General features: G+C 55.9%; 25 protein-coding genes and 2 tRNA genes. 13 read left to right on the top strand and 14 right to left on the bottom strand.

The window, feature by feature from the left end:
- Window positions 1-16 precede the first annotated feature (16 nt).
- Window positions 17-676 (bottom strand): protein-L-isoaspartate O-methyltransferase family protein, encoded by a 660-nt coding sequence (locus QQL54_RS03850; protein ID WP_284387747.1) that lies wholly within the window; start codon window positions 674-676, stop codon window positions 17-19.
- A gap of 181 nt (window positions 677-857) precedes the next feature.
- On the opposite strand from QQL54_RS03850, the gene QQL54_RS03845 reads away from it, so the two are divergent.
- The 3 genes from QQL54_RS03845 (at window position 858) to dprA (ending at window position 2,776) form a co-directional block, all read left to right on the top strand.
- Window positions 858-931, top strand: a tRNA-Cys gene (locus QQL54_RS03845).
- A gap of 142 nt (window positions 932-1,073) precedes the next feature.
- A complete protein-coding gene (plsY, locus tag QQL54_RS03840) occupies window positions 1,074-1,658 on the top strand; it encodes a glycerol-3-phosphate 1-O-acyltransferase PlsY (RefSeq protein ID WP_284387745.1) in 585 nt (194 codons plus the stop codon).
- Window positions 1,658-2,776, top strand: coding sequence for a DNA-processing protein DprA (gene dprA, locus QQL54_RS03835; protein WP_284387743.1), 1,119 nt, complete (start codon window positions 1,658-1,660; stop codon window positions 2,774-2,776). The genes plsY and dprA overlap by 1 nt, the downstream gene beginning before the upstream one ends.
- A gap of 2 nt (window positions 2,777-2,778) precedes the next feature.
- On the opposite strand, the gene QQL54_RS03830 is transcribed toward dprA, so the two are convergent.
- On the bottom strand, window positions 2,779-2,961 hold the full coding sequence (locus QQL54_RS03830; protein WP_284387740.1) for a hypothetical protein: 183 nt from the start codon (window positions 2,959-2,961) through the stop codon (window positions 2,779-2,781).
- A gap of 230 nt (window positions 2,962-3,191) precedes the next feature.
- Between QQL54_RS03830 and topA the strand changes: the two genes are divergently transcribed.
- The 5 genes from topA to rpmG all read left to right on the top strand — a co-directional run bounded on the left by topA (window position 3,192) and on the right by rpmG (window position 9,735).
- Entirely contained in the window at window positions 3,192-5,831 is a 2,640-nt protein-coding gene (topA, locus tag QQL54_RS03825; RefSeq protein WP_284387738.1) for a type I DNA topoisomerase, read from the top strand.
- A 22-nt stretch (window positions 5,832-5,853) separates the two neighbouring features.
- Window positions 5,854-8,085: a ribonuclease R gene (gene rnr, locus QQL54_RS03820; protein ID WP_284387736.1), complete on the top strand. Its 2,232-nt coding sequence runs from the start codon at window positions 5,854-5,856 to the stop codon at window positions 8,083-8,085.
- Window positions 8,082-8,834 (top strand): NUDIX hydrolase, encoded by a 753-nt coding sequence (locus QQL54_RS03815; RefSeq protein ID WP_284387735.1) that lies wholly within the window; start codon window positions 8,082-8,084, stop codon window positions 8,832-8,834. Before rnr ends, QQL54_RS03815 begins: the two co-directional genes overlap by 4 nt.
- A gap of 58 nt (window positions 8,835-8,892) precedes the next feature.
- Window positions 8,893-9,492: a class I SAM-dependent DNA methyltransferase gene (locus QQL54_RS03810; RefSeq protein WP_284387733.1), complete on the top strand. Its 600-nt coding sequence runs from the start codon at window positions 8,893-8,895 to the stop codon at window positions 9,490-9,492.
- Window positions 9,493-9,567: 75 nt separating this feature from the next.
- Window positions 9,568-9,735: a 50S ribosomal protein L33 gene (gene rpmG, locus QQL54_RS03805; protein WP_284387732.1), complete on the top strand. Its 168-nt coding sequence runs from the start codon at window positions 9,568-9,570 to the stop codon at window positions 9,733-9,735.
- A 58-nt stretch (window positions 9,736-9,793) separates the two neighbouring features.
- Here the strand turns inward: rpmG and QQL54_RS03800 are convergent, their stop codons facing one another.
- Together QQL54_RS03800 and QQL54_RS03795 are read right to left on the bottom strand one after the other, a co-directional pair.
- The gene (locus QQL54_RS03800; RefSeq protein WP_284387731.1) at window positions 9,794-11,164 is read right to left on the bottom strand and encodes a PleD family two-component system response regulator; all 1,371 of its coding nucleotides are present in this window, start codon (window positions 11,162-11,164) and stop codon (window positions 9,794-9,796) included.
- 11 nt (window positions 11,165-11,175) lie between these two features.
- Window positions 11,176-11,547 (bottom strand): response regulator, encoded by a 372-nt coding sequence (locus QQL54_RS03795; protein WP_284387730.1) that lies wholly within the window; start codon window positions 11,545-11,547, stop codon window positions 11,176-11,178.
- Between the two features lie 228 nt (window positions 11,548-11,775).
- Between QQL54_RS03795 and QQL54_RS03790 the strand changes: the two genes are divergently transcribed.
- Complete coding sequence (locus QQL54_RS03790; RefSeq protein ID WP_284387728.1) at window positions 11,776-13,092, top strand: DNA polymerase IV; 1,317 nt, start codon at window positions 11,776-11,778, stop codon at window positions 13,090-13,092.
- Here QQL54_RS03790 and QQL54_RS03785 read toward each other — a convergent pair.
- The 6 genes from QQL54_RS03785 to QQL54_RS03760 form a co-directional block, all read right to left on the bottom strand.
- Complete coding sequence (locus tag QQL54_RS03785; protein ID WP_284387726.1) at window positions 13,083-13,760, bottom strand: hypothetical protein; 678 nt, start codon at window positions 13,758-13,760, stop codon at window positions 13,083-13,085. The two genes, QQL54_RS03790 and QQL54_RS03785, sit on opposite strands and share 10 nt — an antisense overlap.
- A gap of 27 nt (window positions 13,761-13,787) precedes the next feature.
- Window positions 13,788-14,276 carry a thioredoxin family protein gene (locus tag QQL54_RS03780; RefSeq protein WP_284387725.1) on the bottom strand — a complete coding sequence of 163 codons (489 nt, stop codon included), beginning with the start codon at window positions 14,274-14,276 and terminating at the stop codon, window positions 13,788-13,790.
- A 132-nt stretch (window positions 14,277-14,408) separates the two neighbouring features.
- Window positions 14,409-14,627: a DUF1330 domain-containing protein gene (locus QQL54_RS03775; RefSeq protein ID WP_284387723.1), complete on the bottom strand. Its 219-nt coding sequence runs from the start codon at window positions 14,625-14,627 to the stop codon at window positions 14,409-14,411.
- Window positions 14,628-14,636: 9 nt separating this feature from the next.
- Window positions 14,637-15,056: an MAPEG family protein gene (locus tag QQL54_RS03770; RefSeq protein ID WP_284387721.1), complete on the bottom strand. Its 420-nt coding sequence runs from the start codon at window positions 15,054-15,056 to the stop codon at window positions 14,637-14,639.
- A 53-nt stretch (window positions 15,057-15,109) separates the two neighbouring features.
- Window positions 15,110-16,165: a Leu/Phe/Val dehydrogenase gene (locus QQL54_RS03765; RefSeq protein WP_284387719.1), complete on the bottom strand. Its 1,056-nt coding sequence runs from the start codon at window positions 16,163-16,165 to the stop codon at window positions 15,110-15,112.
- A 65-nt stretch (window positions 16,166-16,230) separates the two neighbouring features.
- On the bottom strand, window positions 16,231-17,193 hold the full coding sequence (locus QQL54_RS03760) for a nicotinate-nucleotide--dimethylbenzimidazole phosphoribosyltransferase (protein ID WP_284387717.1): 963 nt from the start codon (window positions 17,191-17,193) through the stop codon (window positions 16,231-16,233).
- Window positions 17,194-17,322: 129 nt separating this feature from the next.
- On the opposite strand from QQL54_RS03760, the gene QQL54_RS03755 reads away from it, so the two are divergent.
- On the top strand, window positions 17,323-17,847 hold the full coding sequence (locus QQL54_RS03755) for a TIGR02281 family clan AA aspartic protease (protein WP_284387714.1): 525 nt from the start codon (window positions 17,323-17,325) through the stop codon (window positions 17,845-17,847).
- Here QQL54_RS03755 and QQL54_RS03750 read toward each other — a convergent pair.
- Together QQL54_RS03750 and dusA are read right to left on the bottom strand one after the other, a co-directional pair.
- Entirely contained in the window at window positions 17,844-18,680 is an 837-nt protein-coding gene (locus tag QQL54_RS03750; RefSeq protein ID WP_284387713.1) for a sulfite exporter TauE/SafE family protein, read from the bottom strand. The two genes, QQL54_RS03755 and QQL54_RS03750, sit on opposite strands and share 4 nt — an antisense overlap.
- Window positions 18,677-19,666, bottom strand: a complete 990-nt coding sequence (dusA, locus tag QQL54_RS03745) for a tRNA dihydrouridine(20/20a) synthase DusA (protein WP_284387708.1) — start codon at window positions 19,664-19,666, stop codon at window positions 18,677-18,679. The genes QQL54_RS03750 and dusA overlap by 4 nt, the downstream gene beginning before the upstream one ends.
- Window positions 19,667-19,798: 132 nt before the next feature.
- On the opposite strand from dusA, the gene QQL54_RS03740 reads away from it, so the two are divergent.
- Window positions 19,799-20,488, top strand: a complete 690-nt coding sequence (locus QQL54_RS03740; RefSeq protein ID WP_284387706.1) for a sulfotransferase family protein — start codon at window positions 19,799-19,801, stop codon at window positions 20,486-20,488.
- Window positions 20,489-20,500: 12 nt separating this feature from the next.
- Here the strand turns inward: QQL54_RS03740 and QQL54_RS03735 are convergent, their stop codons facing one another.
- Window positions 20,501-22,645: a PQQ-dependent dehydrogenase, methanol/ethanol family gene (locus QQL54_RS03735; RefSeq protein ID WP_284387704.1), complete on the bottom strand. Its 2,145-nt coding sequence runs from the start codon at window positions 22,643-22,645 to the stop codon at window positions 20,501-20,503.
- Between the two features lie 184 nt (window positions 22,646-22,829).
- On the opposite strand from QQL54_RS03735, the gene QQL54_RS03730 reads away from it, so the two are divergent.
- Together QQL54_RS03730 and QQL54_RS03725 are read left to right on the top strand one after the other, a co-directional pair.
- On the top strand, window positions 22,830-24,212 hold the full coding sequence (locus QQL54_RS03730) for an alginate export family protein (RefSeq protein ID WP_284387701.1): 1,383 nt from the start codon (window positions 22,830-22,832) through the stop codon (window positions 24,210-24,212).
- Window positions 24,213-24,287: 75 nt separating this feature from the next.
- Complete coding sequence (locus tag QQL54_RS03725; protein ID WP_284387699.1) at window positions 24,288-25,295, top strand: TIGR00341 family protein; 1,008 nt, start codon at window positions 24,288-24,290, stop codon at window positions 25,293-25,295.
- A gap of 20 nt (window positions 25,296-25,315) precedes the next feature.
- Here QQL54_RS03725 and QQL54_RS03720 read toward each other — a convergent pair.
- Window positions 25,316-25,391, bottom strand: a tRNA-Val gene (locus QQL54_RS03720).
- Between the last annotated feature and the right edge of the window lie 56 nt (window positions 25,392-25,447).

Below are 25,447 nucleotides of genomic sequence, written 5' to 3'. Positions count from 1 at the left end.
CGAGCCAATGGGCTGACTAAAAGACGAAACTGCGCGCGGGTTCGAACCCTGGCAGATAGGGCGCATTGGCATCAAAAACCACGCGGTCACCGATGGCATCGCCTGATTTAGTGAAGATCGTTGCGTGTCCGATCGGGCCATTTTTGATGATGACAGCCAGACGGCCGCCATTGGTCAGCTGTCCGAACCACGCTTGCGGAACCTCGGCCACAGCACCACCGACCATGATGACATCAAACGGTCCATGTTCCGACGCACCGCGTTTCAGATCGCCTTTAACCACAGCCGCATTGAGAACGCCCGCATCGGTCAGCAACGCCGTGGCACGATCGACCGTTTCATCATCCGTTTCCAGCCCGACCACGGTCTCAGCGACCTGCGCCAAAACAGCGGTCGAATATCCGCGGGCGCAGGCAATATCGAGAACGACCTCATCGGATTGAATATTCGCAGCCTGAGCCAGCTTTGCAAAATCGCGTGGGCGCAACAGAGCGCGCCCATCATCGTAATCAACAATCGCATCGCCATAAGCCAGCGCCATACGGGCCGAAGGGACGAACCGTTCCCGCGCCGTTCGCCGGAAACTTGCCAGCAAGCTGAGGTCGGTCACGTCGGCCGTACGAATTTGGCTCTCAACCATCGTCTCTCGGGCGGCGTCGAAATCGAACTGGGGCATGAAAGGCGATCCTCTAAACGTCACTCATAGACAAGCTTAACTATGCGCCCTCTACCCCTCTGTCGCCAGAGCCGCAACGGCGTTGCGCGCATGGCGGCCTTGCGTAGATAAACGGCTGCGATGGAGTTACATTAGACGTTGCGTCCCGCCCTACAGAGTTGGTAAAGCGCAGCCCTTGGACGGTACCATGGCGGAGTGGTTACGCTCTGGATTGCAAATCCAGCCACCCCGGTTCGATTCCGGGTGGTACCTCCAATCCTCATTTTCTTCCCAATGGGGTCTGCGACACAGCCATCAGCAAACTGCCGTGCAACAGAGCGCGCCCAGCGCGCTTGAGTGAGGGTGAGACTTCGCAAACCCTTTTGACTCCCCCTGCCCGCTGCGGCACTCACACCGTATGGACTTTGCCCTTGTTATTCTCCTTGGCTACCTGCTCGGCAGCATCCCGTTTGGCTTAGTCCTGACTCGACTCTCTGGCGGGCCAGATATTCGCGAAATCGGTTCCGGCAATATCGGGGCGACCAACGTACTTAGAACCGGCAATAAAGGAATCGCAGCGCTTACGCTCTTACTCGACGCGGGCAAGGCTGCCGGCGCTGGCTATATTGCCTTATACCTGTTCGGCGCACCGATGCAGTTTCTTGCTGCCGCCGCCGCTTTGTTTGGACATTGTTATCCTGTCTGGTTGCGGTTCAAGGGCGGTAAAGGCGTCGCCACATTTTTTGGTGCCTTGCTGAGTCTTCTCTGGCCTGTTGGATTAATCGCAGCGGCAATGTGGTTGCTGGTGGCTTTCACAACTCGTTATTCCTCGGCTGCGGCCCTCTGCGCCGCAGCATTCGCAATTGTCGCCAGCGTCTTTCTCGCGGTTTGGCCCGCTGTCGCCATGGTCGCCTTTATGGCGGTGCTGATATTCTGGCGGCATCGTGAAAATATCACACGGTTAAAAGCAGGAACAGAATCGAGGATCGGTCAAAAAGACTGATGCAATCGCGCGGCCTATCCTTCGCAGAACGGCGCGATTGGCTGCGCCTTTACCGGACCTATACAGTCGGCCCGGTCGCCTTTTGGGGCTTGATACAGCGCTTTGGCGACGCGGGAACTGCCTTATCTCAGCTTCCGTCTCTTATTCGCAAAAAAGATGTGCGCCCGCCCAGCGTGGAACAGGTCGAAGCCGAAATGGAGGCGAGCGAACAGCTCGACGTCCGTATCCTGTGTGCCGTAGAGCCGGATTATCCCGATCTTCTTCGCGCTTTGGATCCCGTGCCGCCACTGATCAGCGTTTGGGGTGACATTAACCTCTACTCGCGGCCATGCGTCGCGATCGTCGGGTCGCGCAATGCCTCAGCGATTGGTCAGAAGTTTGCGGCGCAAATGGCGTCTGAACTCGGCGCAGCCGGGATGACTATTGTCTCGGGTCTCGCGCGCGGTGTCGATGCGGCCGCGCATGCGGCCTCACTAAAGACGGGAACGATTGGCGTTCTGGGTGGCGGCGTAGATCACATCTACCCCAAGCAGAATAGTGAGCTCCACCTCACCATGCGAGAACAAGGGCTGCTCGTGTCCGAATCCCCTTTGGGTTACCGGGCGACGGCGCGGGACTTCCCGCGGCGCAATCGATTGATTTCCGGCCTATCGCTTGGAGTCGTCGTGATTGAGGCCGCGGAACAGTCCGGCACATTGATTACAGCGCGCTATGCATTGGAGCAAAACCGCGAAGTTATGGCGGCACCGGGCAGTCCACTAGATCCAAGGACGAAGGGCTGTAACCGCCTGATCCGCCAAGGTGCCGCCCTGATCGAATCGGCTCAGGACATCCTCGACTGTCTGGAGAATGCGAGGCCGGATGCGCTGCAACCTACACTATTCGAACCCGCGAGCAGCTATGATGGCGCCCACCTTGATGCGTCACTGATGGCCAATGAGATCGAACGGGCCAAAATAGCGCTGTTAAACGCGGCGTCTTACACACCGACCCACCGCGATGATCTGATCCGCGCATCTGGCATCCCAGTAGGCATCGCGGCAGCGGCCCTTCTGGAAATGGAATTGAACGCCGATATCTTGGTCGAAATGGACGGACGCATGTCCCGAGCGAGCTGAACTTATCCAGCATCCTTGCGCAAGTTGCTCGCTGCGAGCGTCAGAAGTGCCGACGCTTGGGGTTGCCCTGCATTGAGTGCCATTTCAGACAATTCCAGTGCATGGGCGACGAGGTAAGCTAGAATTTCGCGCTCTTCCATGCTATTAAGTATATCCAGTGTCGTATCTGTTTTATTTGATGCCACATTGTTCTCCCTAATCACTATCGTAAAAGTGGCGAATACGAATATCAAACGACTATAAGTTGCAATCGTTGGATAAGTGTATTTACTTTTTCGCGGAATTGCGAAGTGGGCTGCAAGTCGAAGAGACTGGTGGGCTGGATTGACATGCTCTTCGCGCCCCCCCAAATGGCGCGCCGCATGCCTTGTGTGATCAACACTCTATATATCACGCCTCATCGAACTGGATCACAATGAACCTTGTCGTCGTCGAATCGCCAGCCAAAGCGAAGACCATCGAGAAATATCTGGGCAGCGATTATCGCGTCTTAGCCAGTTTTGGGCATGTCCGAGATCTTCCCAGTAAGAATGGGTCCGTCGACCCGGACGCGGATTTCGCCATGTCCTGGAGCGTCGACACGCGTTCCAAAAAACGCATCAAGGATATTGAAGACGCGCTCAAAAACGCTGACAAACTGATCCTCGCGACCGACCCGGATCGCGAAGGGGAAGCGATCAGCTGGCACTTGCTGGAACTGCTCGGTAAAAAGAAAGCGCTCAAAGACAAACAGGTTGAACGCGTCGTATTCAATGCGATCACCAAAAGCTCGGTTCTGGATGCGATCAATAATCCGCGTAAGCTCGATCAGGAATTGGTCGACGCCTATCTAGCACGCCGCGCGCTGGATTATCTGGTCGGCTTTACCCTGTCGCCTGTCCTGTGGCGTAAGCTTCCGGGCGCGCGCTCCGCAGGTCGCGTCCAATCCGTCGCTCTACGACTGATCACCGAACGCGAAACTGAAATCGAGCAGTTCAATCCACGCGAATACTGGTCTGTCACAGCCGATATGAGCACTGCATCAGGAGCGTTTTCCGCCAACCTAGTCCGGTTGGACGGGGACAAACTCGACAAGTTTAGCCTCAATGATGAGGCGAAAGCGAAAGACGCTGAAGCCAAGGTGAAGGCGGCGAGCCTGTCGATCCAGTCGGTCGAAGCCAAGCCGATCACCCGCAATCCACAACCGCCTTTCACCACATCAACGCTACAACAGGAAGCCAGTCGCAAGCTTGGCTTTTCTGCGACGCGCACCATGCAGACCGCGCAAAAACTCTATGAAGGCGTGAATATCGGCTCGGAAACGGTCGGCTTGATCACCTATATGCGGACCGACGGCGTCTCTATGGTCGGCGAAGCGATCAGTGATTGCCGCGCGACCATCGCCTCTAAATATGGCGAACCTTATCTTCCCGGATCTGCACGGGTCTATAAATCTAAGGCCAAGAACGCACAGGAGGCTCACGAAGCTATCCGCCCAACGGGGTTCTCCCGCACGCCCGATAGTCTCAACCTGTCAGGCGATGAAAAGCGGCTCTATGAGCTAATCTGGAAACGCGCTGCAGCCAGCCAGATGGCCTCAGCCAAGCTAGAACGCACTACAGTCACGGTTACGGACGCACGCGACACTCTCGCGCTTCGCGCAACCGGACAAGTCGTGCGTTTTGATGGGTTTATGAAACTCTATGAAGCGACGAAACCGAAGACGGATGAGGAAGAAGATAGCAAAGTCCTGCCGCCACTTAAACAAGGTCAGGACTCCGAGGCCAAAAAAGTAGAGGCCGAGCAGCACTTTACTCAACCGCCACCTCGTTATTCCGAAGCATCCTTGGTCAAGCGGATGGAAGAGCTCGGTATTGGCCGCCCATCGACTTACGCCTCTATCCTTAAGGTTCTTCAAGACCGTGACTATGTCACACTGGATAAGCGCCGCTTCACACCGTCTGACAAAGGGCGCTTGCTGACAGCCTTCTTGGAAGAATTCTTCTCCAAATATGTCGAGTATAATTACACGGCAGACCTCGAAGAACAGCTCGACAAGATCAGTGCCGGGAATTTGCAGTGGAAGCAGATGCTGTCCGACTTCTGGAATGAGTTTTCGACTCATGTTGACGGCACCAAGGAATTACGTGTCACGCATGTCCTCGATGCGCTGAATATCGCGCTGAAAACGGTCGCTTTCCCGGAAAAAGAAGACGGCACCGATCCACGTAAATGCACTAAATGCGACGACGGCGAACTATCGCTTAAACTTGGCAAATTCGGTGCCTTTGTTGGCTGTTCCAACTATCCTGAATGCAAATTTACGCGGCCCTTCGGCGCAGCGGAGGGTGAAGGCACAGAGGCCGAGGATACAGAGCTGGGCAAACATCCAGAATTGGGCGATGCTATCTGGCTCAAGACTGGACGCTTCGGACCCTATGTCGAGTTAGCCCTTCCCGCTGACACGGATCCCGATGCCAAGCCAAAACCTAAGCCTAAACGCGCCAGCTTGCCTAAAGGCTGGAATTGGCAGTCCATCGACCTCGAAAAAGCCCTGCAATTGCTAAGCTTGCCGCGTGAGATTGGCAAACATCCAGAAGACGGCGAAGCAATCAGCGCTGGCATTGGCCGCTATGGTCCTTACGTCGTGCATCAACGCACATTCGCCTCACTCGGTGACGTGCAGGAAGTCTGGGATGTTGGGCTGAACCGTGCCGTAACGCTAATCGAAGAAAAGAAAGCCTCGCGCGGTAAAGGTCGAGGCCAGACTGTGCTCAAAGACCTCGGCAAACACCCAACCGATGACGCCCCTGTGCAGGTCCTCGACGGCCGCTATGGCCCGTATGTCAAATGGGGCAAGATCAACGCCACCATCCCGAATGGGCAAGACCCGCAAGACATTAACATCGATATGGCGCTGGAATATATCGCGATCAAAGAAGCTAAGGGCAGCAAGAAAAAGCCAGCGCGCAAGAAAACAGCCGCGAAGAAGAAGCCTACGGCTAAAAAGAAGCCGGCTGCCAAGAAAAAACTGGCCGCGAAGAAAGCCCCAGCAAAGAAAAAGGCCACCAAATAGCGATTCCGTGCGTTAGACAGATATGACCCTCTCCCGTGATGATATTTTAGAGGTCGTCCGGGAACGCCCGGACCATTATGACCGCAAGCGCCTGGCCAAGCGGCTTGGCATAAAAGGTGATGACCGCCGTACATTGCGCGGTTTGCTACGCGACCTCGTGGATGACGGAGCGCTCGTCTACACGCCGGAGAAGACATACCGCATCGCAGACGCCCTACCCGGCGTGATGGTCGTCCATGTCACTGAGGTGGATGATGACGGCGATCTGTGGGCGACGCCCGAACGCAAAGACGGCGACGCCGTCGGACCGCGCATCCTGATTCACGACAAATCCAAGCCTGGCTCTGCAGACGGCGCTTTGGGTATTGGCCACCGCGCCCTTGTACGGATCAAGACCCGCAGTGACGGCACAGCGACAGGTCATGTCCTAAAACGTCTCGGCAAAGGCGCGTCGAGCTATTTGGGCGTCTTGCACGAGCAAGAGAAAGGGTGGCGTATCCAGCCTGTCTCTAAGAAGGCTAGACATGATTACGGCCTAGATCGGGCACCAAACGACGCCAAGGACGGCGATTTAGTCATGTTCCGCTCAACCCGCCGCAATCGCGGACAGCTTCGTCTGGCGGAAGTTCTGGACACAATCGGCAGCATTCACGACGAACGCGCCGCCTCAATCATTTCATTGCATGAGAATGAAATCCCGCTCGGCTTCCCCGACGCCGCGATTGAGCAAGCCAAGCGCGCCACTATGCCAAAAGTCGGCCAAATGGGTCACGAAGACCTCACTCACCTCCCCCTACTGACGATTGATCCCGTTGACGCCAAAGACTTTGATGACGCCATTTTAGCCACGCCGGATGAAAACCCGAAAAATCCCGGCGGCTGGGTCGTCTGGGTCGGCATTGCTGACGTCTCCGCCTTCGTCACGCCGGGCTCAGCCTTGGACAAAGCAGCGTGGGAAAAAGGCAATTCCGTCTATTTGCCAGACCGGGTTGAACCGATGCTGCCGCATGAGCTCTCATCCGATCTCTGTTCGCTACGGCCTGATGAAGACCGCGCCTCTATGTTGGTCCGTATGACCTTTGATAGTAGCGGTCACAAGACGGGCCACAAATTCCACCGCGGCATCATCCGCAGTCGCGCCCGACTAACCTATCGACAGGCCCAAGATGCATTTGAAGGTCAGAACGGACCTGAGAGCCAATACGTTCTGCCGGAACTGTCCAACCTCTATTCTTGCTACAAAGCGTTGCGCAAAGCGCGCGCGATGAGAGAACCGCTAGAGATCGATTTGCCAGAGCGCCGCGTGCGTGTGGACGAGACCGGAAAAGTCGTCGAAATCAGTGTTAGGGACCGGTTCGACGCCCATAAGCTGGTCGAAGAATTCATGGTCCAGGCCAATGTCGCCGCTGCTGAAGCGCTATCGAATAAGGGTGTCCGATCCATCATGCGCTTCCACGACGTGCCAGAACGGCAACGTCTTTCAGATTTGTCCGACTTCCTGCCAGCTTTGAACCTGAAATTCTCTGTCGGCGAACGGATCACGCCCAAGCGCTTTAATGCGCTGCTGCGACAGGCTGAACAGAAAGACCTGAGCGAAACCGTCGGCATGGCTGTTCTGCGGACTCAAGCACAAGCCATCTATTCCGCCGAAAAGATGGGGCATTTCGGCCTCAACCTGACCCATTATGGCCACTTTACCAGTCCGATCCGGCGCTATGCCGACCTCGTCGTGCACCGCGCGCTCATCAAGGCGTTCAAACTGGGTGACGGTGGGACGACCAAGGAAGAAGAGAGCCGCCTGACCGAGACGGCAGAGCATATTAGCGTCACCGAACGGCGCGCCATGGTCGCAGAACGCGACGCCAATGACCGCTATATCGCAGCCTATCTGGAAGACCGGGTCGGCGCGACCTTCAAGGCGCGCATTAATGGCGTCACGAAATTCGGCCTGTTCGTCACCCTGGCGGAGACCGGAGCCGATGGCCTCATCCCAGTGCGCTCACTCGGGCGCGAATATTTCGCACTGGATGAGGCAACTAAGCGTCTCGTCGGCGTCGATTCGGGTTCGACTTATCGTTTCGGGCGCGAGGTCGAGGTCAAATTGATTGAGGCGACCCCGGTCACGGGTGGGCTGATTTTTGAGATGGTCAGTAAGGGCGAACCCGGAAAACCGCCTAAACACAGCCACCAACGGGGGAATCGTAGCGGCGCTAAAGGCGGACGCGGTGCAAAACACCGTCGTAAGCGCAAATGACACGCGCCGATCCGATGAAGCCGTCTAAAGTCTCCGGCATGCATCTGACCGACACGGAACGGTCGGCGCGTAAACAACTCGACAAGGCACCGAAGCCACGCATCGCCGCCACTGTGGTTCTGACCATCGGTGATCCGCGTAATCCAAAAATTCTGATGGGTCAGCGCAGCTCCCGCCATGATTTTATGCCGAGCGTCTATGTTTTCCCCGGCGGCCGCGTCGACCGGATTGACAGTTTTGCGCCTTACGCGGGTGACCTGTCGCCACGTACGGAACGCGTGCTGGAAGCCGCTGTGTCCCCCCGTAAAGCTCGTGCGATCGCCCTGTCCTGCATTCGTGAGACATATGAAGAAACAGGCCTGATGATCGGTGACAGCGCACCGAAGCAGATACGCAACATGAAAAATCCGACCTATGATGCGTTTCGCAAGGCAGGCCTGCTACCGGATATTGCCAATCTCGAAGTGTTCGGCCGCGCGATCACGCCGCCGCACCGGCACAAACGTTTCGATGCGTGGTTCTTTCACCGTCATTTGGGCGATGTAGCTCCTCCAGAAGTCAGTGACAGTCACGAATTGCTGAATGTTGGTTGGTTTGATTTGGACGAAATCACGACTCTTAAGCTGCAACGCGCGACTGTCATGATGATGGACGTCTTCAAGGATTATGTTCGGCGCCCAACACCAGAACCGGGTATATTCTTTTCTCGCGCTGTTCGCGGGACATTCCGTCAGGAAGCATTTCCATAAGGTGAAATAAGGTACGATGCTCCCTGAAGATCAGACTCTCCAAAATGCCAAAGCATCAATGAAAGCTGTTTATCAACGCCACGCAGAGCTTTGGCACACTCAGAGATCACGCGCTCTCTATGAAAAGCCATGGTTAGATCGATTTATTGATGTTTTGTCGCCGAACGGGCGCGTGCTCGACTTAGGATGCGGCACGGGTGACCCCATCGCAGGGTATTTTCTTGACCAGGGCTTTGACATTGTTGGGATCGACTACGCGGCCTCAATGATCGAGATTGCCAGCGCACAATTCCCTAAAGCCCAGTGGCAAATCGGCGATATCCGGGCGCTTCCCCAAATTGGAACGTTTGATGGCATCTATAGTTGGGACAGCTTTTTTCATCTGTCGATTCCTGAGCAACGAGCTATCTTACCTCAACTTTCGAAACTGATCAGACAAGACGGTGCTCTGCTGCTCACCGTAGGTCCGCGCGAAGGCGAAGTGACTGGGACTATTGGTGGTGAGGCGGTCTATCACGCCAGTTTATCACCATCAGAGTATGAGCAAACCTTGAAAGCCTGCGGGTTTCAATCCGTGACTTACAAGTCTGAAGATCCTGATTGCCAAGGACGGTCCGTCCTGTTTGCATCCGCAATGTTTCCAGATCGGAATTGCTGACGCTCTTGCTTGACTTGCGCCCAGTGCGTCCGTAGAGGCGCGGCTTCGATTTACACCCTCATTTGGACGAGTCTCATGGCGAAGCCTACCACCGTTAAAATCCGCCTGAACAGCACTGCTGGTACGGGTTTCTTCTACGTTACTAAGAAAAACGCCCGCACAATGACCGAGAAAATGGTCAAGCGGAAGTATGACCCGGTCGCGCGCAAGCACGTCGAGTTTAAGGAAGGCAAGATCAAATAGATCGCCTGACTGATTCTGTAATGAAGAGCCGCCTTTCAAGGCGGCTTTTTTTTGGCCGTTAAGCAGCGGCAGCCTGATTGGCTGAAGCGGCCTCAACCCGGTTCCGGCCGGTTCGTTTCGCTTGATAGAGGGCCGAGTCGGCGCGGCGGAACACGTCTCGCAACTGCTCCCCTCGAACCACTTGCGCCACGCCACAGCTCATCGTGATCGACAGAGCCTGCCCTTCGACGAAGATGGGTGTTCCCGCCATAAAAGCCCGAACCCGCTCTGCCGCTTGAAACGCGTCCAATTCAGTGGTTTCCGGCATCGCGATCATGAATTCTTCGCCGCCATATCGCGACACGATGTCGATAGCCCGCATATTGGTTACGATGCGTGCCGCGACTTCCTTGAGAATCTGATCGCCCATATCGTGACCGAGAATATCGTTAACCCGTTTAAAGTGGTCGATGTCGAACACCATAATCGAGAAATTTGTCCCCTCAGCGTTCAACGCTTCAAAGAGCGGATCAACTTGTCGATCAAAGAATCGGCGATTTCCTAATCCTGTCAAAGGATCAGAAATCACCATTTCTAGATCTTCGTTGAAATTCTCTCGCAGCGAATCTGCATAGAATTTTCGGCGCAGAAGCGTGTTCACGCGCGCACGCACTTCTTGTGATTCGACCGGACGCATGACGGAATCATTCACTCCAATATCGAAGGCCCGGACAAAACAGGATTGATCGTCTGGATCACCAATGGCCAAGATCGGTATGTCCCGCGTCTCTGACGCGAATCGCATCGACGCGCAGACTCTCAGCCCGTCAAAAGATTTGGCCACAAGACTGACAACAACCAGATCAATTCCGGACTTGGCCTTTCGGAGCGCCTCAACCGGATCGGTTTCGATAATCGCCTCATGCGTATCCCCGATCATGCCAGCAACCTTTTGAGGTTGCCCGCCTTCATCACCGATCAGCAGAATCCGGCCCGCCCGCCCTTGAATTTTGTCGAACATGGGTCGGCAGTTTTCCGCCGTATGACCCGTATGGGACATTAACTGGTCTGTAGTCATCTTCAGCCGCAACAGCGACCGGACACGGGCATTCAGATTGAAATCATCAATGGGCTTGGTGATAAAATCGTCTGCGCCCGCCTCCAGACCGCGAATCCGGTCCTTCGTCTCTTCAAGCGCGGTCACCATAATGACAGGGATGTGGTAGAGGGCAGGATTGGACTTAAGCTGACGACAGGCCTCAAACCCGTCCATGCCGCCCGGCATCATGGCGTCCATCAAGATAAGGTCGAGCCGTTCTTTCGCGGCGATTTCGAGGGCTTCTTCACCGCTTTCGGCTGTCAGGACATCGTAATATTCGGCGGAGAGTTTGACGTCCAACAAGTTCCTGTTGGGCGCGAGGTCATCGACAACAAGGATGCGCGCGGACATCGATCGGTCGCCTAAGCCGCTTGGCTATATTTGCGAACAGTCGCTAGGAAACTGCTGACCGTGATCGGCTTGGCGATATAGCCAACGCAACCACCATCGCGGATCCGTTTCTCGTCGCCCTTCATGGCGAAGGCCGTCACAGCGACGACGGGGATACCGGATAAGGTGGTATCGTCTTTGAGCCATTTGGTGACTTCAAGGCCGGATACTTCTGGCAATTGAATGTCCATAAGAATCAGATCGGGCTCGAATTCCTTGGCGATAGAAATCGCCTTAAGACCTTCGCGGGTCTGACGGACATCATATCCATGTGCGTCGAGCAGATCACTGAACAGTTTCATGTTCAGCTCATTGTCTTCAACGATTAGGACCTTCTTTGGCATGACTTGTAGCATTTCTTCCCATCACCTGTGGCGCCGATCTCTCGCTGCTCTCCTTATGGGATCACAACGGGCCCGCGTCTTGTTTGACCTGTCACTTCCTGCCAGACCATCCTTAAGGAACCGTGGAACCAGCCTTCAGCTTGACTTAACCATGCTGGTCTGCCCAAACTGGAACATATCATGAACATTTTAATGAGTTCCTAAATCTTGCCTCGCGCCTCCTCTCATATGCTTGACCCTATTCTATGTCGGGATTGCGGCACTGAGCAGACCAGCCACGGGCGCTGCGAGGTGTGCGGCGGCACACGAACGCTCACCCATCCAGAGCTGAACACGCTCTCAATTGCCCATGTCGATTGTGATGCCTTCTACGCCTCAGTTGAGAAGCGCGATAATCCCAGCCTACGCGATAAACCGGTTGTCGTTGGCGGTGGGCGGCGCGGCGTTGTCTCTGCCGCTTGCTACCACGCGCGGATTTACGGCATCCGATCCGCTATGCCGATGTTCAAGGCGCTTGCCCTCTGCCCTGATCTTGTCGTCGTCAAAGGCAGTATGGATAAATACGCCATAGAAGGACGACGCATCCGGGCGCTCATGAACGAATTGACCCCGCTGGTGGAGCCCCTCTCGATTGATGAGGCGTTTCTCGACCTGACTGGAACGGCGCGATTACATGGACGGAGTCCCGCGCAAAGCTTGATCAGACTGCAGAACCGCATCACTGAGGAGATCGGTGTGACGGTGTCTGTCGGGCTCTCTTATAACAAGTTCCTCGCCAAGACGGCGTCAGACCTCGACAAGCCGAACGGGTTTGCCGTGCTTGGTCGAGAGGATGCGATGGACTTCTTGGGGCGACAATCTGTGGGCTTCATTTATGGCATTGGCCCGGCCTTCGCCGCCAAACTCGAACGCTCAGGTCTTAGAACAATCGCCGATGTACGAAATTGGTCCGATAAGCGGCTGGCCGAAAAGTTTGGCGATCACGGCCTTAGGCTTGCCCGTTTATCACGCGGCGAAGACCATCGCCGCGTCAATCCCCGCCATGAGCGCAAATCGATCAGTGCTGAGACAACTTTTTCCGATGACATTAGCGACCTGGAAGCATTGAAAGACAAGCTCTGGCAGGTCTGCCTCAAAACGGCGGATCGCAGCAAAGCAAAGGATTTAGCCGGCTCAGTCGTGACGTTGAAGCTCAAAACGGCTCGGTTCAAATCAATCACGCGTCGCCGCACGCTCAGCCAGCCTATTCAGCTCGCTGACGCCTTGTTTCGGAGCTTAGAGCCATTGCTCGAAAGTGAAGCGAAAGGGGGCGCCTACCGCCTGATTGGGGCCGGCATAAGTGCGCTCAGCGCGCCTGTCGGTGACTCCGCCGACTTACTGGACCTCAAAGCTGCCAAACGAGGCGCAGCGGAACGTGCGTCCGACCTAGCCCGAGCAAAATTTGGTACGGATGCCGTGCAGACCGGGCGCGGGCTCAGATTGGCCAAAGGCAAACAGTCGTCCGCAACATCCCTGCCCGGTAAAATTCGCGACGATCAACTGTAGCGTCGCTTGCTTTCCAACCATCCGATCCATCCGGCGGCAATCGCGTAAAATAACATCCCTGACACGGCAAACGGTACACCACTTGGCATGGCAGCAAGGTCGAGAGTCCCAGCTTGCAGATCGAGCGTCGTTTTGGTGATCGAAAAGAATTGCAGCATCGACAGAAGCGCGACGAAAACCCAAGCCCCAAACGCGGTCCATCGCGGCCCGCTTGTTTTGGCCAGCCAAAGCGCAATGGCCGTTCCCAGCATAACGACTTCAAGAATGTAAGTGGGCCAAGCGAAATTCCAGAGTGACAGCCCCATCATCCAGTCTCCACCCGGATAGAGCGGTAAGTCAGGGCGATGAACCAGCCAGTCGAGTGGCCAATGCGAAAATGCCAAAAGCCAGATGATCCAATAACCCTTCATACTGCCGCGACCCGTCAGCACATGAAAGATCGACGCCGTAACGGAGGCGATGATGACAGCACTAATCAGGGAGTGCGACCAAGGGATATCAAAGACGAGATTACCGTCGACGAGAGAGGCCGCCCCCTCAAGTCCGAACAGCGCCAGAATACAGAAGACAATATCCATCGCCTGCACCGCTAGGAAAGCATGCCAGAGTTTGACCTTACCCGACCGTAGCACGTCATAAACGGCAGGTCCGTAGTGACCAATAAACATAGGCGTCCCCTCCCGCTATGCGCGGCGTTATTCTCTGGCGGCCATCTCAACAAAATACTGATGAATGTCTTCCGGCTTTCGGGAGTAGGCGTTCCGCCACGTTGGCGCATCCTCAAGGTTCATGATCGTTCCATCGGCGCGCGCGACAATGACCGTCGGCGTACCGGGCGTGCCCTCAAGACCAAAACGTTTCGCTACATCTTGGTTCAGAACCTTGAACCCCACATCGACCCAGACAAGTTCGTAATTATCGGCGATCAACTGGGCCGTTTCAGGCATCTCAAACACGGTCGCTAAACCACGGCTGTCATGACACCAATTTGCCCCCATCACGATCAGCGCCTTGGTCCCGCGCTCCGTCGCACGCTCTAAGGCCGCATCGACATCTGCCTGAGCGTCTCTGTCGGTTTCAAAAGGTCGCGGTTCGTTATGAGATTCGGAATGCGCCTCCTCGGCAAAGCCGGGCGTGGCGCAGGCCGTCAAAGCAATAGATAGGGCGATGAAAAGTGTACGCATAAGCTCGACTAACATGAGTTTGATTTGGCAGGAAATCCCGATCGCGTGAGCTAGTTTGGCATTTCGAAACGCTGGGTCTTCACAGTACGCATCTTAACGCCTTTATCCCGGTGAAGCTGAGCGGCCTGATAATCAGGCAGACTGAAAAAAACCGGCCATATGGGCGTCGTCGCGAAACTCCATCACGACAACCTTATCCATTTCCATGCCGGGTGTGAGAGACAGCGGCGCATCATCATTGACGATCAGCTTGACACCCTCACGGGCGAAGATCGGCCCGGCCAGTTCCGTATATTTCTTGTACTCAGCCACATCGATGAAATCGAGAAGAGCAATAATGACAACTGACATGAGGGATTCCTAGTTAAGAAGCGCCAGGATGACCATGCCGATGAGACATAAAGTCGAAACTGAGAAAACACCGAACCGCACCATGACAGGACCGGTTGAGACTTGAATGAAACTGTGCAGGACACGCAGACCGACATAAGCCCACGCTAAATATAAAATCATCGCCGTGGCTGCGCCCGTAATCGCCGCCCAGAACATGAACGCGTAGAAGATGGTCGGCTGCTCCATTAGGTGGTTATAATTATGTGCCGCAGCTTCGACCTTGAGCGGCAGTTTCGACTTCCAATCTCCATTCGGTGATTTGGCTGTGTCGGGCGCAATTTTGGCCGCCTGCATCGCGGGAATTCGTCGTAAATATAGAACCGCCCAAATCAGCAATGACCAGATGATCAGAGCGATGACGGGGGAAAGAAATGTTGAACTGTCCATTGAGCGGCCCTCCCAAGCAGTGAGAGGCGACAGTGCGAGTCTGGCGCTCTATGTCAACGCCACTGGCGAATAGCGGCCATGCGCTGGCGGGCCATTTCACCGGCGACGTCAGCTGTGGTGCGGTCTTCAGCGGCAGCCCGATCAAACACTTCAGCTAAACTGTCTTCCAACTGATCCAGCTTTCCTGTCACCCAGGCCGGATCATAATGCCCGGACACTTCTGCGGCGACATTGATGATCCCGCCCGCATTGATAACGAAGTCCGGCGCATAGAGAATCCCGCGCTGTTTGAGCGCATCAGCCATGTCAGGGCTCCGCAATTGATTATTGGCCGCGCCCGCAACAATGCTCGCTTTAATCTCCGGAAGCGTGTCCGCATTCACGGCCCCGCCAAGCGCGCATGGCGCAAATATATCCACATCAGCCGCATGGATCTTCTCAGGCGAGACGATAATTGCGTCCAATTCGGATTCTGCCTTCGCCAGCACAGCCTCATTAATATCGGCCACCATAAGAATAGCGCCAGCTGCCGCCAAATGCTCAGCCAACGCATATCCAACATGTCCGAGACCTTGAACCGCGACGTGTCGTCCCGCGAGATCTGTTGATCCATAGGCTCGACTGGCGGCGACTTTAATGCCCCGGAACACACCATCCGCTGTGATGGGCGATGGGTCGCCCGACGCATTTTCACCATCTGTTAGACCTGCGACATAATCCGTCTGGGTTTTGATGACCGCCATGTCAGCTGGAGACACGCCGACATCTTCTGCTGTGATGTAGGTTCCGCCGATGCTCTCAATGGCACGGCCATAGGCCGCAAATAGAGCTTCTCGGTCAAACTCGCCTTCGGGACGCAGAACAACCGCTTTGCCGCCTCCAATATCCAGTTGCGCCATCGCATTTTTGTAGCTCATCGCGCGGGACAGGCGCAGCACGTCGGTCAAGGCATCAGTATCATTGGCATAGGTCCAGAATCGTGTCCCGCCGCTCGCCGGACCACGATTCGTGTTATGAACAGCGATGAAGGCCTTCAGGCCCGAGGACGGATCGCAAAAGGCGTGAACCGCCTCATGATCGTCAAAATCTGGATGGGAGAAAACGCTCATATTCTTTGCCGAAAAGTGGTCATCATGACCCTCATAATCGATCAAGATGCAAATACTTGCCTAGTTTAAGTCGTGCCGAGGGTTCCCAAACCTGCGCTGGCCGACTGCAGCAGGCTGAGCGCCAAAGTTCCACCCGTGCCGTCACCAATATTAATGCCAAGATCAAGAACAGGCTCTAAGTCCATCCGGTCGAGCAAGGCTTGGTGTGCAGGTTCGGCTGTCACGTGACCCGCTAAACAATGCGCCACCGCATCCGGATTGAGAGCATGGACAACCGCTGCGGCCGCGCAAACCACATAGCCATCGAGGATGACCGGAATACGCTGATGTGCACAGGCCAAGATCGCACCGACTGTTCCGGCTAAATCGCGACCGCCAAAGGCGCGCAGAATGTTAAGTGGGTCTGATAGGAGGTCAGAATTTGTGCGGGCGCCTTTTGCAACGGTTTCAATCCGGACCTTCGCTTTTTCGCCAGATCCGCCCGCCCAATAATCTGCCGCGCCGCCAAACAGGCTGCGCGCCATAGCGGCGGCGGCAGTGGCGGAGCCGAACCCGGCATTGCCGAGCACAATCACCTCGGCGCCCTCTGCAACAACTTCCATGCCGAACGCCACCGCACCCGCACAATCATGCTCTGACAGAGACGGACCCTCACGATAGTCGGCAGATGGATGATCGTTGCCAAATTCATAGACCTTGAAGGCCGCCCCCGCAGCTTGCGCCGCGCCGCGAACGGCAGCAGATCCACTGGACAGGTTGGCGACACGAATAGCTGTTTGCGCTGGCGCGTCGGTCATCGTCCCGTGGCTGCCCGTGAAAACCGCAACGAGCGGGCGGGCTAAACGAGGGGCCACCTCACCCTGCACAGATGCGATCCGTGCCAATGGGCTTGCCAGTGAGCCTAGCGGGCGCAGGTTTCGACCCAAACCATCCGACCGCGCCATTAAACCTTCATAGAGCTTTGAGTCGCGTTCAGGGACAGACGCAGCGAGTGCGCGCACATCATCGAATGGCCGGGAATCCGTCATAACAGCGCCATAGAACTGTTCGTCCCAACCGTCACCGCAAAATACTGTGACAGTGCATCGCAGCTTAGTAAGGGCTCTTTAATTCTGTTCATTTCGGTCGATTTAACCCCGTCGGGCTAGATTGCGCCCATGTCACCGTCACTTCTCTTCCAAGCTGCCCTTGTTATCGCTGTCTCCGTCGGCGGAACCTATTACATCGCAGAGAAGTCCGATGCCGCCGCTGTTCCAGTTGAGAGCGAGGTCGAGAGCAAGGTCGTTGAACCACCAAAAATTCATCAGCCAACCAGCGCGTCTGTCGTGTCGATCCCACGGACGAATGGGCAGTTTTACACACAAGCCCGGGTCAATTCCGGATCCGTCAAATTTCTCATCGATACAGGTGCATCAGTCGTTGCCCTGACGTTAGAGGATGCGCGCCGCGCAGGCATTAATGTCCGTAGCCTCATCTATGACCGTCCCGTGGATACAGCCAACGGACGCACAATGGCAGCAGCCGTAACGCTCAAACACGTCCAAATTGGGGGCGTGCGCGTCCAAAACGTCTCTGCCGTGGTGCTACCCGAGGGCCTGCATGTGTCGCTGCTCGGTATGAGCTTTCTTGGTCAACTCCAGAAGGTCGAAGCCACCCCCAATCAACTTATCCTACGCCGCTAGAATAGCCCGGTCTTGCGCGCCATATTGAGGGCGACGAGCGCTAAGCAAATTCCGAATATACGCCGAAGCGGGACAGCTTTGAGCTTGTGCGCTAAGGCCGTCCCCCACGGCACGATGAACCAAGCACTCGCCGCAATCAGCGCAAACCCAGCCAGATTGACGTAACCGAGTGAGGTTGGGGGTCGTCCAACAACCTCCAAACCAGACAAAACAAACCCGATTGTTGCAGGGATCGCAATTGCGAGGCCGAAGCCCGCCGCTGTCCCAACGGCCCGGTGAACCGGAACGCCGCATAGGGTCAGCAACGGCACACTGATCGACCCACCCCCAATACCCATGATCGCGGACAGCGCGCCGACCGAGCTCCCCACCAATGGCGGCGACAGGCCGCCTGGCACACTCTGCCGCAACGTGAAATCGGGCCGCCCGATAATGAATTGTAGCGCGACGACCATCGCCACACTGGCAAAGACCAACGTCAAACTATCGGAACTCAGTCGTGGAGCCAGCCACCAAGCGCCGATGAACGACCCAACCCCGATCCAGAGCGCATAACTCCGCCACCCTTGGCGAGGCCAAAGCAGCTCCATATCGACACTATCGCGCGCCAAATGAGACCGCGTCGAGCGGTAGCCGTTGATGATGATGACGGAAACACTGGTCGCGACCGCGCAATGCATAATGACCTCGGGATCAACGCCGATTGCGGTGAAAGCAAAGAACAAAGCTGGCACCATGACAGCGCCGCCGCCAATGCCGAACAGACCTGCCGTAAAGCCAGCTAATGCTCCAACCGCGATTAGCAGAGCGATCAGCGGGAGCAGCTCACTCAAGCCGCTTGCCCCGTCGTCATGACCCCAAGCCCGGCCACAAGAACTTCTGACGGCGTCATTTTTGCTGACAATCCTTCAGAAAGGGTTCTGCGCCAAGTTCTTGCACCGGGCTGGCCAGAATACAGGCCCATCATGTGCCGGATCAGGGATTTAGCCGACCGATCCGAAGCTTGAACCCGTTCGAGATAGCGCACCATTATCTCCGCGATCTGATGACGATCGATTGCGGCTGGACCATCGCCAAAGGCCGGGTCGACCGCCGTCAAACTCCACGGATCATTATATGCGGCGCGGCCCATCATGAATCCGTCTAATCCGTCAGCGACCGTCAGCCCGTGCGCGACCGTTTCAATTTGCCCATTCACGATGATCGATAAGTCAGGAAAGTCCGCTTTCATCTGCGCAACGAGATCATAATCGATCGGCGGCACCGTCCGGTTTTCTTTCGGCGACAGCCCTTGCAGCCAAGCTTTGCGCGCATGCACAATGAAAGTCTCACAGCCTGCCTTAGCAACGGTCTCGATAAAATGCGGGAGTGTCTTCGCAATCTCTTGATCATCAATACCGAGGCGGCATTTTATGGTAATCTCTGTTTCGCGAGCGCCCTCTCCCATGGCCGTAAAACAATCAGCGACCAGATCGGGCTCCGCCATTAGGCAGGCCCCGAAACGACCTGATTGTACGCGGTCCGATGGGCAACCGATGTTGAGATTGATTTCATCATAGCCAAAACTCGCCCCCATTTCAGAGGCTATTCGTAGCTTTTCAGGGTCCGATCCGCCTAATTGTAGAGCGACCGGATGCTCGACCGCATCGAAGGCCAGAAGCCTCTCAGTAGGGCCGTGAATGATCGCGTCGGCAACGACCATTTCCGTATAGAGACGAACACGCTGGGACAGTTGGCGATGAAAGAACCGGCAATGCCGATCCGTCCAATCCATCATCGGCGCGACGCTGATATGGTAATCTGTCGGTAGAACGCTCACGCGCCGCGACCTAAGGGCTCCGGCGTCTTTTGGAAAGTGCCGTCATTCAGCCAATGCTCGTGGCGGTCGCAATCGTTTATCTTACTATGATTAGTTTGACCTTTAGGGACAGGTGAACACAGGGGCAGAATTATGACTTTAAGGATTATCGGAGCCGGGTTTGGGCGAACGGGCACGGCTTCACTAAAGGTTGCGCTCGAAACTCTGCTTGAAGCCCCCTGTTATCACATGAGCGAAGTCTTAGGGACGCCCGGGCACGTTGATCTCTGGCTTGAAGCCGCTGCTGGAAATCCTGACTGGGACACAATTTTCAACGGCTATGCCTCAACGGTTGATTACCCGGCCTCTAACTATTGGCGAGAACTGGCCGATGCCTATCCCGATGCAAAGGTCATCCTATCCGTTCGAGATGCGGAACGCTGGTTCGCTTCGACGCAAGACACGATCTTTAGTAAGAGACTCCAAGGTTTCCAGTCTGGAACCAAATGGGGGCGGATGATCAAAGCCACAATCGATGACAAACTTGGTGGTGACATCAATGACAAGGCTGACATGATCGCGGCCTTCAACGCGCATACGGCCAAGGTTAAGGGTGCTTTCGGACCTGACCGTTTGCTGGTCTTCGAAGCCAAACACGGCTGGGGGCCATTATGCAAATTTTTAGATGTCCCGGAACCTGAGGGCGATTATCCGCACATCAATTCAAAAGCAGAATTCGAAGCCGTCTTCGGATTGCTTGGATCGCCAATGGGTGCCGCCGCCATGAACGGCGAAGGCATTGCCAGCGAAACTATCCACGAAGATTTATTTCAAGCTGACTAACGCCTGTCTTGCTTAGTTGGTCGTAGACCCTGCGCCCGCATGGGCTTGCGCCAACACATAGGCTCGGATCGCCTCAATGTCGGCTGCGCTCAAGACGTCGCTGAACGACACCATGCCGTTCCCTGCGAGCGAGCCGTCATGGACCACATCATTCCAGATCTCTGCATCACCCGTGATCTCGGACCACCGCAGGTCAGGCAACACGCCGGAGCTTTGTGTGAACGGGCCGTGGCAGACGGCGCAGTTACGCGCATAATGGACCAATCCCTCAGCCAGCATAGCGTCATCGCCGAAGCGGTCAGCCTTAGGCGTCATCTCGATTTGGGGCAGATCTGGTCTAGCAATAATCTCGTCGCCGCCTAACTTGAACGTCACGACCTTGCCCACTGTAGGGCTAACGGCTTTATCATACCCAAAGCCCGCTGAAAGGGCATAAGCTGACCCCCACCCAGTCGTAATCGTCACATATTGCTCACCATCAATCATATAGGTTCCGGGACCAGACGCTGCGCCGGACCTAACGTCCTGTGACCAGAGCTTCTCACCCGTGGCCGCATCAAACGCTGAAAAATCACCCTCTAACTGTCCTTGGAACACCAACCCGCCTGCGGTCGAGAGCACGCCCCCATTCCAAGCATTATTATGCTCGTACACCCACCGCGGCTCCATCTTGATGGGGTCCCAAGCGATGAGACGACCTTTCAGCAAAGGCCGGAGCATGGATCGGATTTCAGGCGTAAACTCAGGCGGTGTTCCATCCGCAAAGTTCATTCCCGTATTCCACTTGGCAGGCTGTGTCTCTGCAAGCGGATCAGCGACATAACCCGCCGGAATTTCCTGCGCCGGAATGTAGGCCAGTTTCAGATCAGGATTATAGGCCATCGGGTGCCAATTATGTGCGCCAAGCGGGCCGGGGGTCTGGAAGAAGGGGGTCGACAGATCACGAGACTCCGCTGTGAAAATTGGGCGTCCATCCTCCGTCAGGCCCGTCGTCCAGTTCTGGGGAACAAAGGGTGCCCCCTGCAAAAACTCCCCTGTCGCGGCATCGATAACATAGAAGAAGCCATTCTTTGGAGCCTGCATCGCTACGCGGCGGCTGGCATCCCCCTCACCGAGCGGTAAGTCCGCCAAAATGATGGTCTGGGTCGCTGTATAGTCCCATGTGTCGCCCGGCGTGGTCTGAAAGTGCCACGCATAGTCGCCGGTCTCCGCATCCACAGCCACGATGGAGGACAGGAACAAATTATCGAGCCCTGACGGGTCGCGTCTGACCCAGTTCCACGGGCTGCCATTACCAACCCCAAAGATGATACGGTCATTGACCTCATCATAAACGATAGAGTCCCAGACCGTGCCGCCGCCGCCATCGGTCGTCCAAGCGCCCGTATCGCCCCAGGTAACATTGCCCACCTGCTCAAACGCTGCGTCGGAAACTTCATTGTCTGGCTGCTTGTTCGGATTGGGCACTGTGTAGAAGCGCCAGACTTTGTCGCCCGTATCGACATCATAAGCCGAGATATAGCCCCGAACGCCGAGCTCTGCCCCACCATTGCCGATCAAGACTTTATTCTTCACGACGCGCGGCGCGCCGGTAATCGTATAAGGCTTGGACTGATCGACCGTGACCACGTCCCAGATCAACTGACCCGTCAGCGCGTCGAGGGCCTGCAAACGTCCGTCGATCACACCAACAAAGACCTTCCCGTCATAGACGGCCACGCCACGATTCACGACATCACAGCAGGCTTTGACACCGACGGCGCGATCGACGTCCGGTTCATGCACCCAAAGCTCTTCGCCCGTTCGTGCGTCTAGGGCATACACAACCGACCAAGCCGACGTGACATACATAACCCCGTCTACAACGATCGGCGTGCTTTCAACGCCGCGATTGGTCGCCAGATCATAGGTCCAAGCAACGCCCAGATCGCTGACCGTTTCACGGTTGATTTGGTCCAGCGTCGAATGACGTTGCTCATCATAGGTCCCGCCATAGGTGAGCCATTCTTCACCCCCTGACGCGGTCAAGAGACGTGTGTCATCCACAGCTGCGAAGATTGGTGCGGGCGGTGCTTCGGCGATCTCTTTGCTAGACGGATCGGCGCAACCGCTCAGCAACAGTCCGAATGTAAAAGTCGTTGCCAGCCATGCGCGCATAGTCTCACCCCCAGATTATCTTACGGTCAGACTATCCTATTCCGCCCCGCTGCCAAGCGAGGGCCTATCGTATCCATCATCCGATACCGCTTTCAGGTAGAATGAATGTTTGTGAACTTTTTGTGGCACATTCTTTAAGGCCACTCTAAGGAGGTGCGTCAGTACGCCGCGAAAGAACGTCCCTATGTGGTTTCGTCCAAAGCGCCTTCTCTCTCTTTTAGCAATCCTGTCCACGATGGGCAGCGCACCAATATATGCGCAGTCAGAGACACCGGATTGGCTGAGCGTTCACGGGGAAAGCCGGGTCCGCTATCAATCGACCCAAAACCAGTTTCGTGTGAATAGATCCGGCGGTGACCAACTGCTGCTGTTCCGAACTCTAGTAGACATCAAGGCTGACACCGGACCGATTACTTTCGGGCTGGAGCTTCAAGATAGCCGCGCCTATCTGGACGACAGCGGCACGCCGCTGACAAGCTCCACCGTCAACCCGCTCGACATTTTGCAATTATACTCGCGAATTGACGCCTTACCCGGCCTTTTAGGCGCTGGATCCAAGGGCAAACTCACGCTGGGGCGTCAGACCGTTTCGATAGGCTCAAAACGCCAGATTGAACGGGCCGATTTTGGCAATGTTATCAAGAGCTATACTGGAGCCTATTTTCAATCCGAGACGACTAATGGCGATGAGCTCCATCTCTTCTATGTCGTTCCGATAGGACGGTTTCCGTCCAGCCGGAGCGAATTGGACGACAACGCCCTATCTGGCGATGAAGAGCAGTGGGGACGACGCATCTGGGCCGCGCATTATCGTCGTGCGGACCTCTTGGGTGAGCGCGTACCGGGGCTCTGGGGCGAAGCCTTCGTCTATGGTCTGAACGAACGCGATAAAGACACGCTGCAAACCCCGAACCGCAGCTACATTGCCCCTGGGGCTCGGATTTATCGGCTAGCAGCGCCCGGACAATGGGATATCGATCTGGAGGGGTCATTTAGGCACGGAACACGCAAGGCGAGCAGCGCGGCGTCAGATCAGAATGATCTGGATGTCCGGGCCTCCATGCTATTCGCCTCCATCGGCTATACGTGGGACGCGCCGTGGCGCCCTCATCTTGCGTTCGAATATTATTATGCCAGCGGCGATAATGATCCGACCGATGACATTTTCGGTCAGCATGAGCGGCTGTTCGGAGGCCGCCGGACCGATCTCAACAACACCTCCACCTTCGGACCCCTGACCCCCGCCAACTTGTCCGCGCCGGGTGTCAGGTTCGAGATCAAACCCAATGATCGCTGGGACGCGCGTCTTTATTATCACGCCGCCCATTTGGACAGTGCGAGCGATTCCTGGGTCGTCGCAAAACTCAGAGATCCAAGCGGCAACTCTGGACGCTTCATCGGGCACGAAATTGATGCCCGCGCGCGATATTGGGTCGTTCCTAAGACGCTCAGACTTGAAGTCGGCGGATCCGGCTTAATTTTTGGACGGTTTGCCAAAACCGTTCCGAACGGGCCAAGCGGAAACGGCTCAGTCTTCGGTTTCGTACAGATGACCTATAGCTTCTGAGGCTGCGACGGGATCATATTGTTCGACCGAAAAGGAACCGTTTCGCGACGGCTTTTGACGCTCTAAGAGGCGGACATGCGACGCCTTGATATACACCTGCGCGACACGGACACGTTTGACACAGTCATACGGGCTATCCGCGCCGCTGACCCGATCGATTATTACGTTATTCCGCTCGAACAGCGAGATCGCAAACTCATCAACGTTTTCCTGCGCGATGAATCCGGTCAAGCTTTGATGGATAATCTCTACACTTGTCTGGAGGACGAGACGGAGTGGCGAATCAGTCTGATTCCTATTGAGGCCACGGCCCCAAAGCTCACCGAGGCGCAATCGTCCTCGCAAAACCCAAAGCAACGGACACAGGCCCTCCGCGAAGAAATTTTCAACGACATCTCCCTCGGCGCGACACTCGACAGAGATTTTCTGATCCTTGTAGCCCTATCGACGATTGTCGCAGCGATCGGATTAAATTCGGACAGTGTAGCTGGCGTCATCGGCGCGATGGTCATCGCCCCTCTGCTCGGACCGATTCTCGGCTTCGCATTCGGCGCTGCATTGGGCGATCGGACCTTATTGTATGGATCAACCCGCACATTGGTCGTCGGTATCGCGCTGGCGTTACTCTGTTCTGTGCTGATCTCTTTCATGATTCCAGTCGATCTGCAGAGCCGAGAACTGATTAGCCGTGCCGAAGTCCGGCTGGATGGTATGGCCTTGGCTATCGCCGCTGGCTGTGCGGCAGCCCTATCCATGGCGCGGGGACAAGGCGCTGTCTTAGTCGGCGTGATGGTCGCAGCCGCATTGCTACCGCCTGGCGCTGCTGTCGGGCTATTTCTAGGAAGCGGAGAGTGGGAACTCGCCCTGCGCGCAGCGTTGTTACTGGCGCTCAATGTCGCCAGCTTGGTCTTCGCCGCACTGGTTGTCTTCCGTCTGCGCAAAATTCGACCACGACAATGGCTGGAGCGTCAAGACGCAACCCGCGCCGTCTTCCTCAACCTCGGATTATCGGTCGGGTTTCTGACCCTGTGCATCGCGTTGATCATCATTCTTGATCTCGGCGCGCGGATTTCAATCGGATAGGCTTTGAAATTCATCGAAGATGGTGGGCGGTAACGGGTTCGAACCGCTGACCCTCTCGGTGTAAACGAGATGCTCTACCAGCTGAGCTAACCGCCCCAAATCATCTTTCGGTCGGGGCCTATGCCAAGCTTCACAGCCCATGGCAATTCTGC

Source organism: Algimonas ampicilliniresistens, from assembly GCF_030159955.1.
GTDB lineage: Bacteria > Pseudomonadota > Alphaproteobacteria > Caulobacterales > Maricaulaceae > Litorimonas > Litorimonas ampicilliniresistens.
The sequence above is the reverse complement of the archived record's forward strand: the minus strand, read 5'-3'. Positions and strand labels throughout refer to the sequence as shown.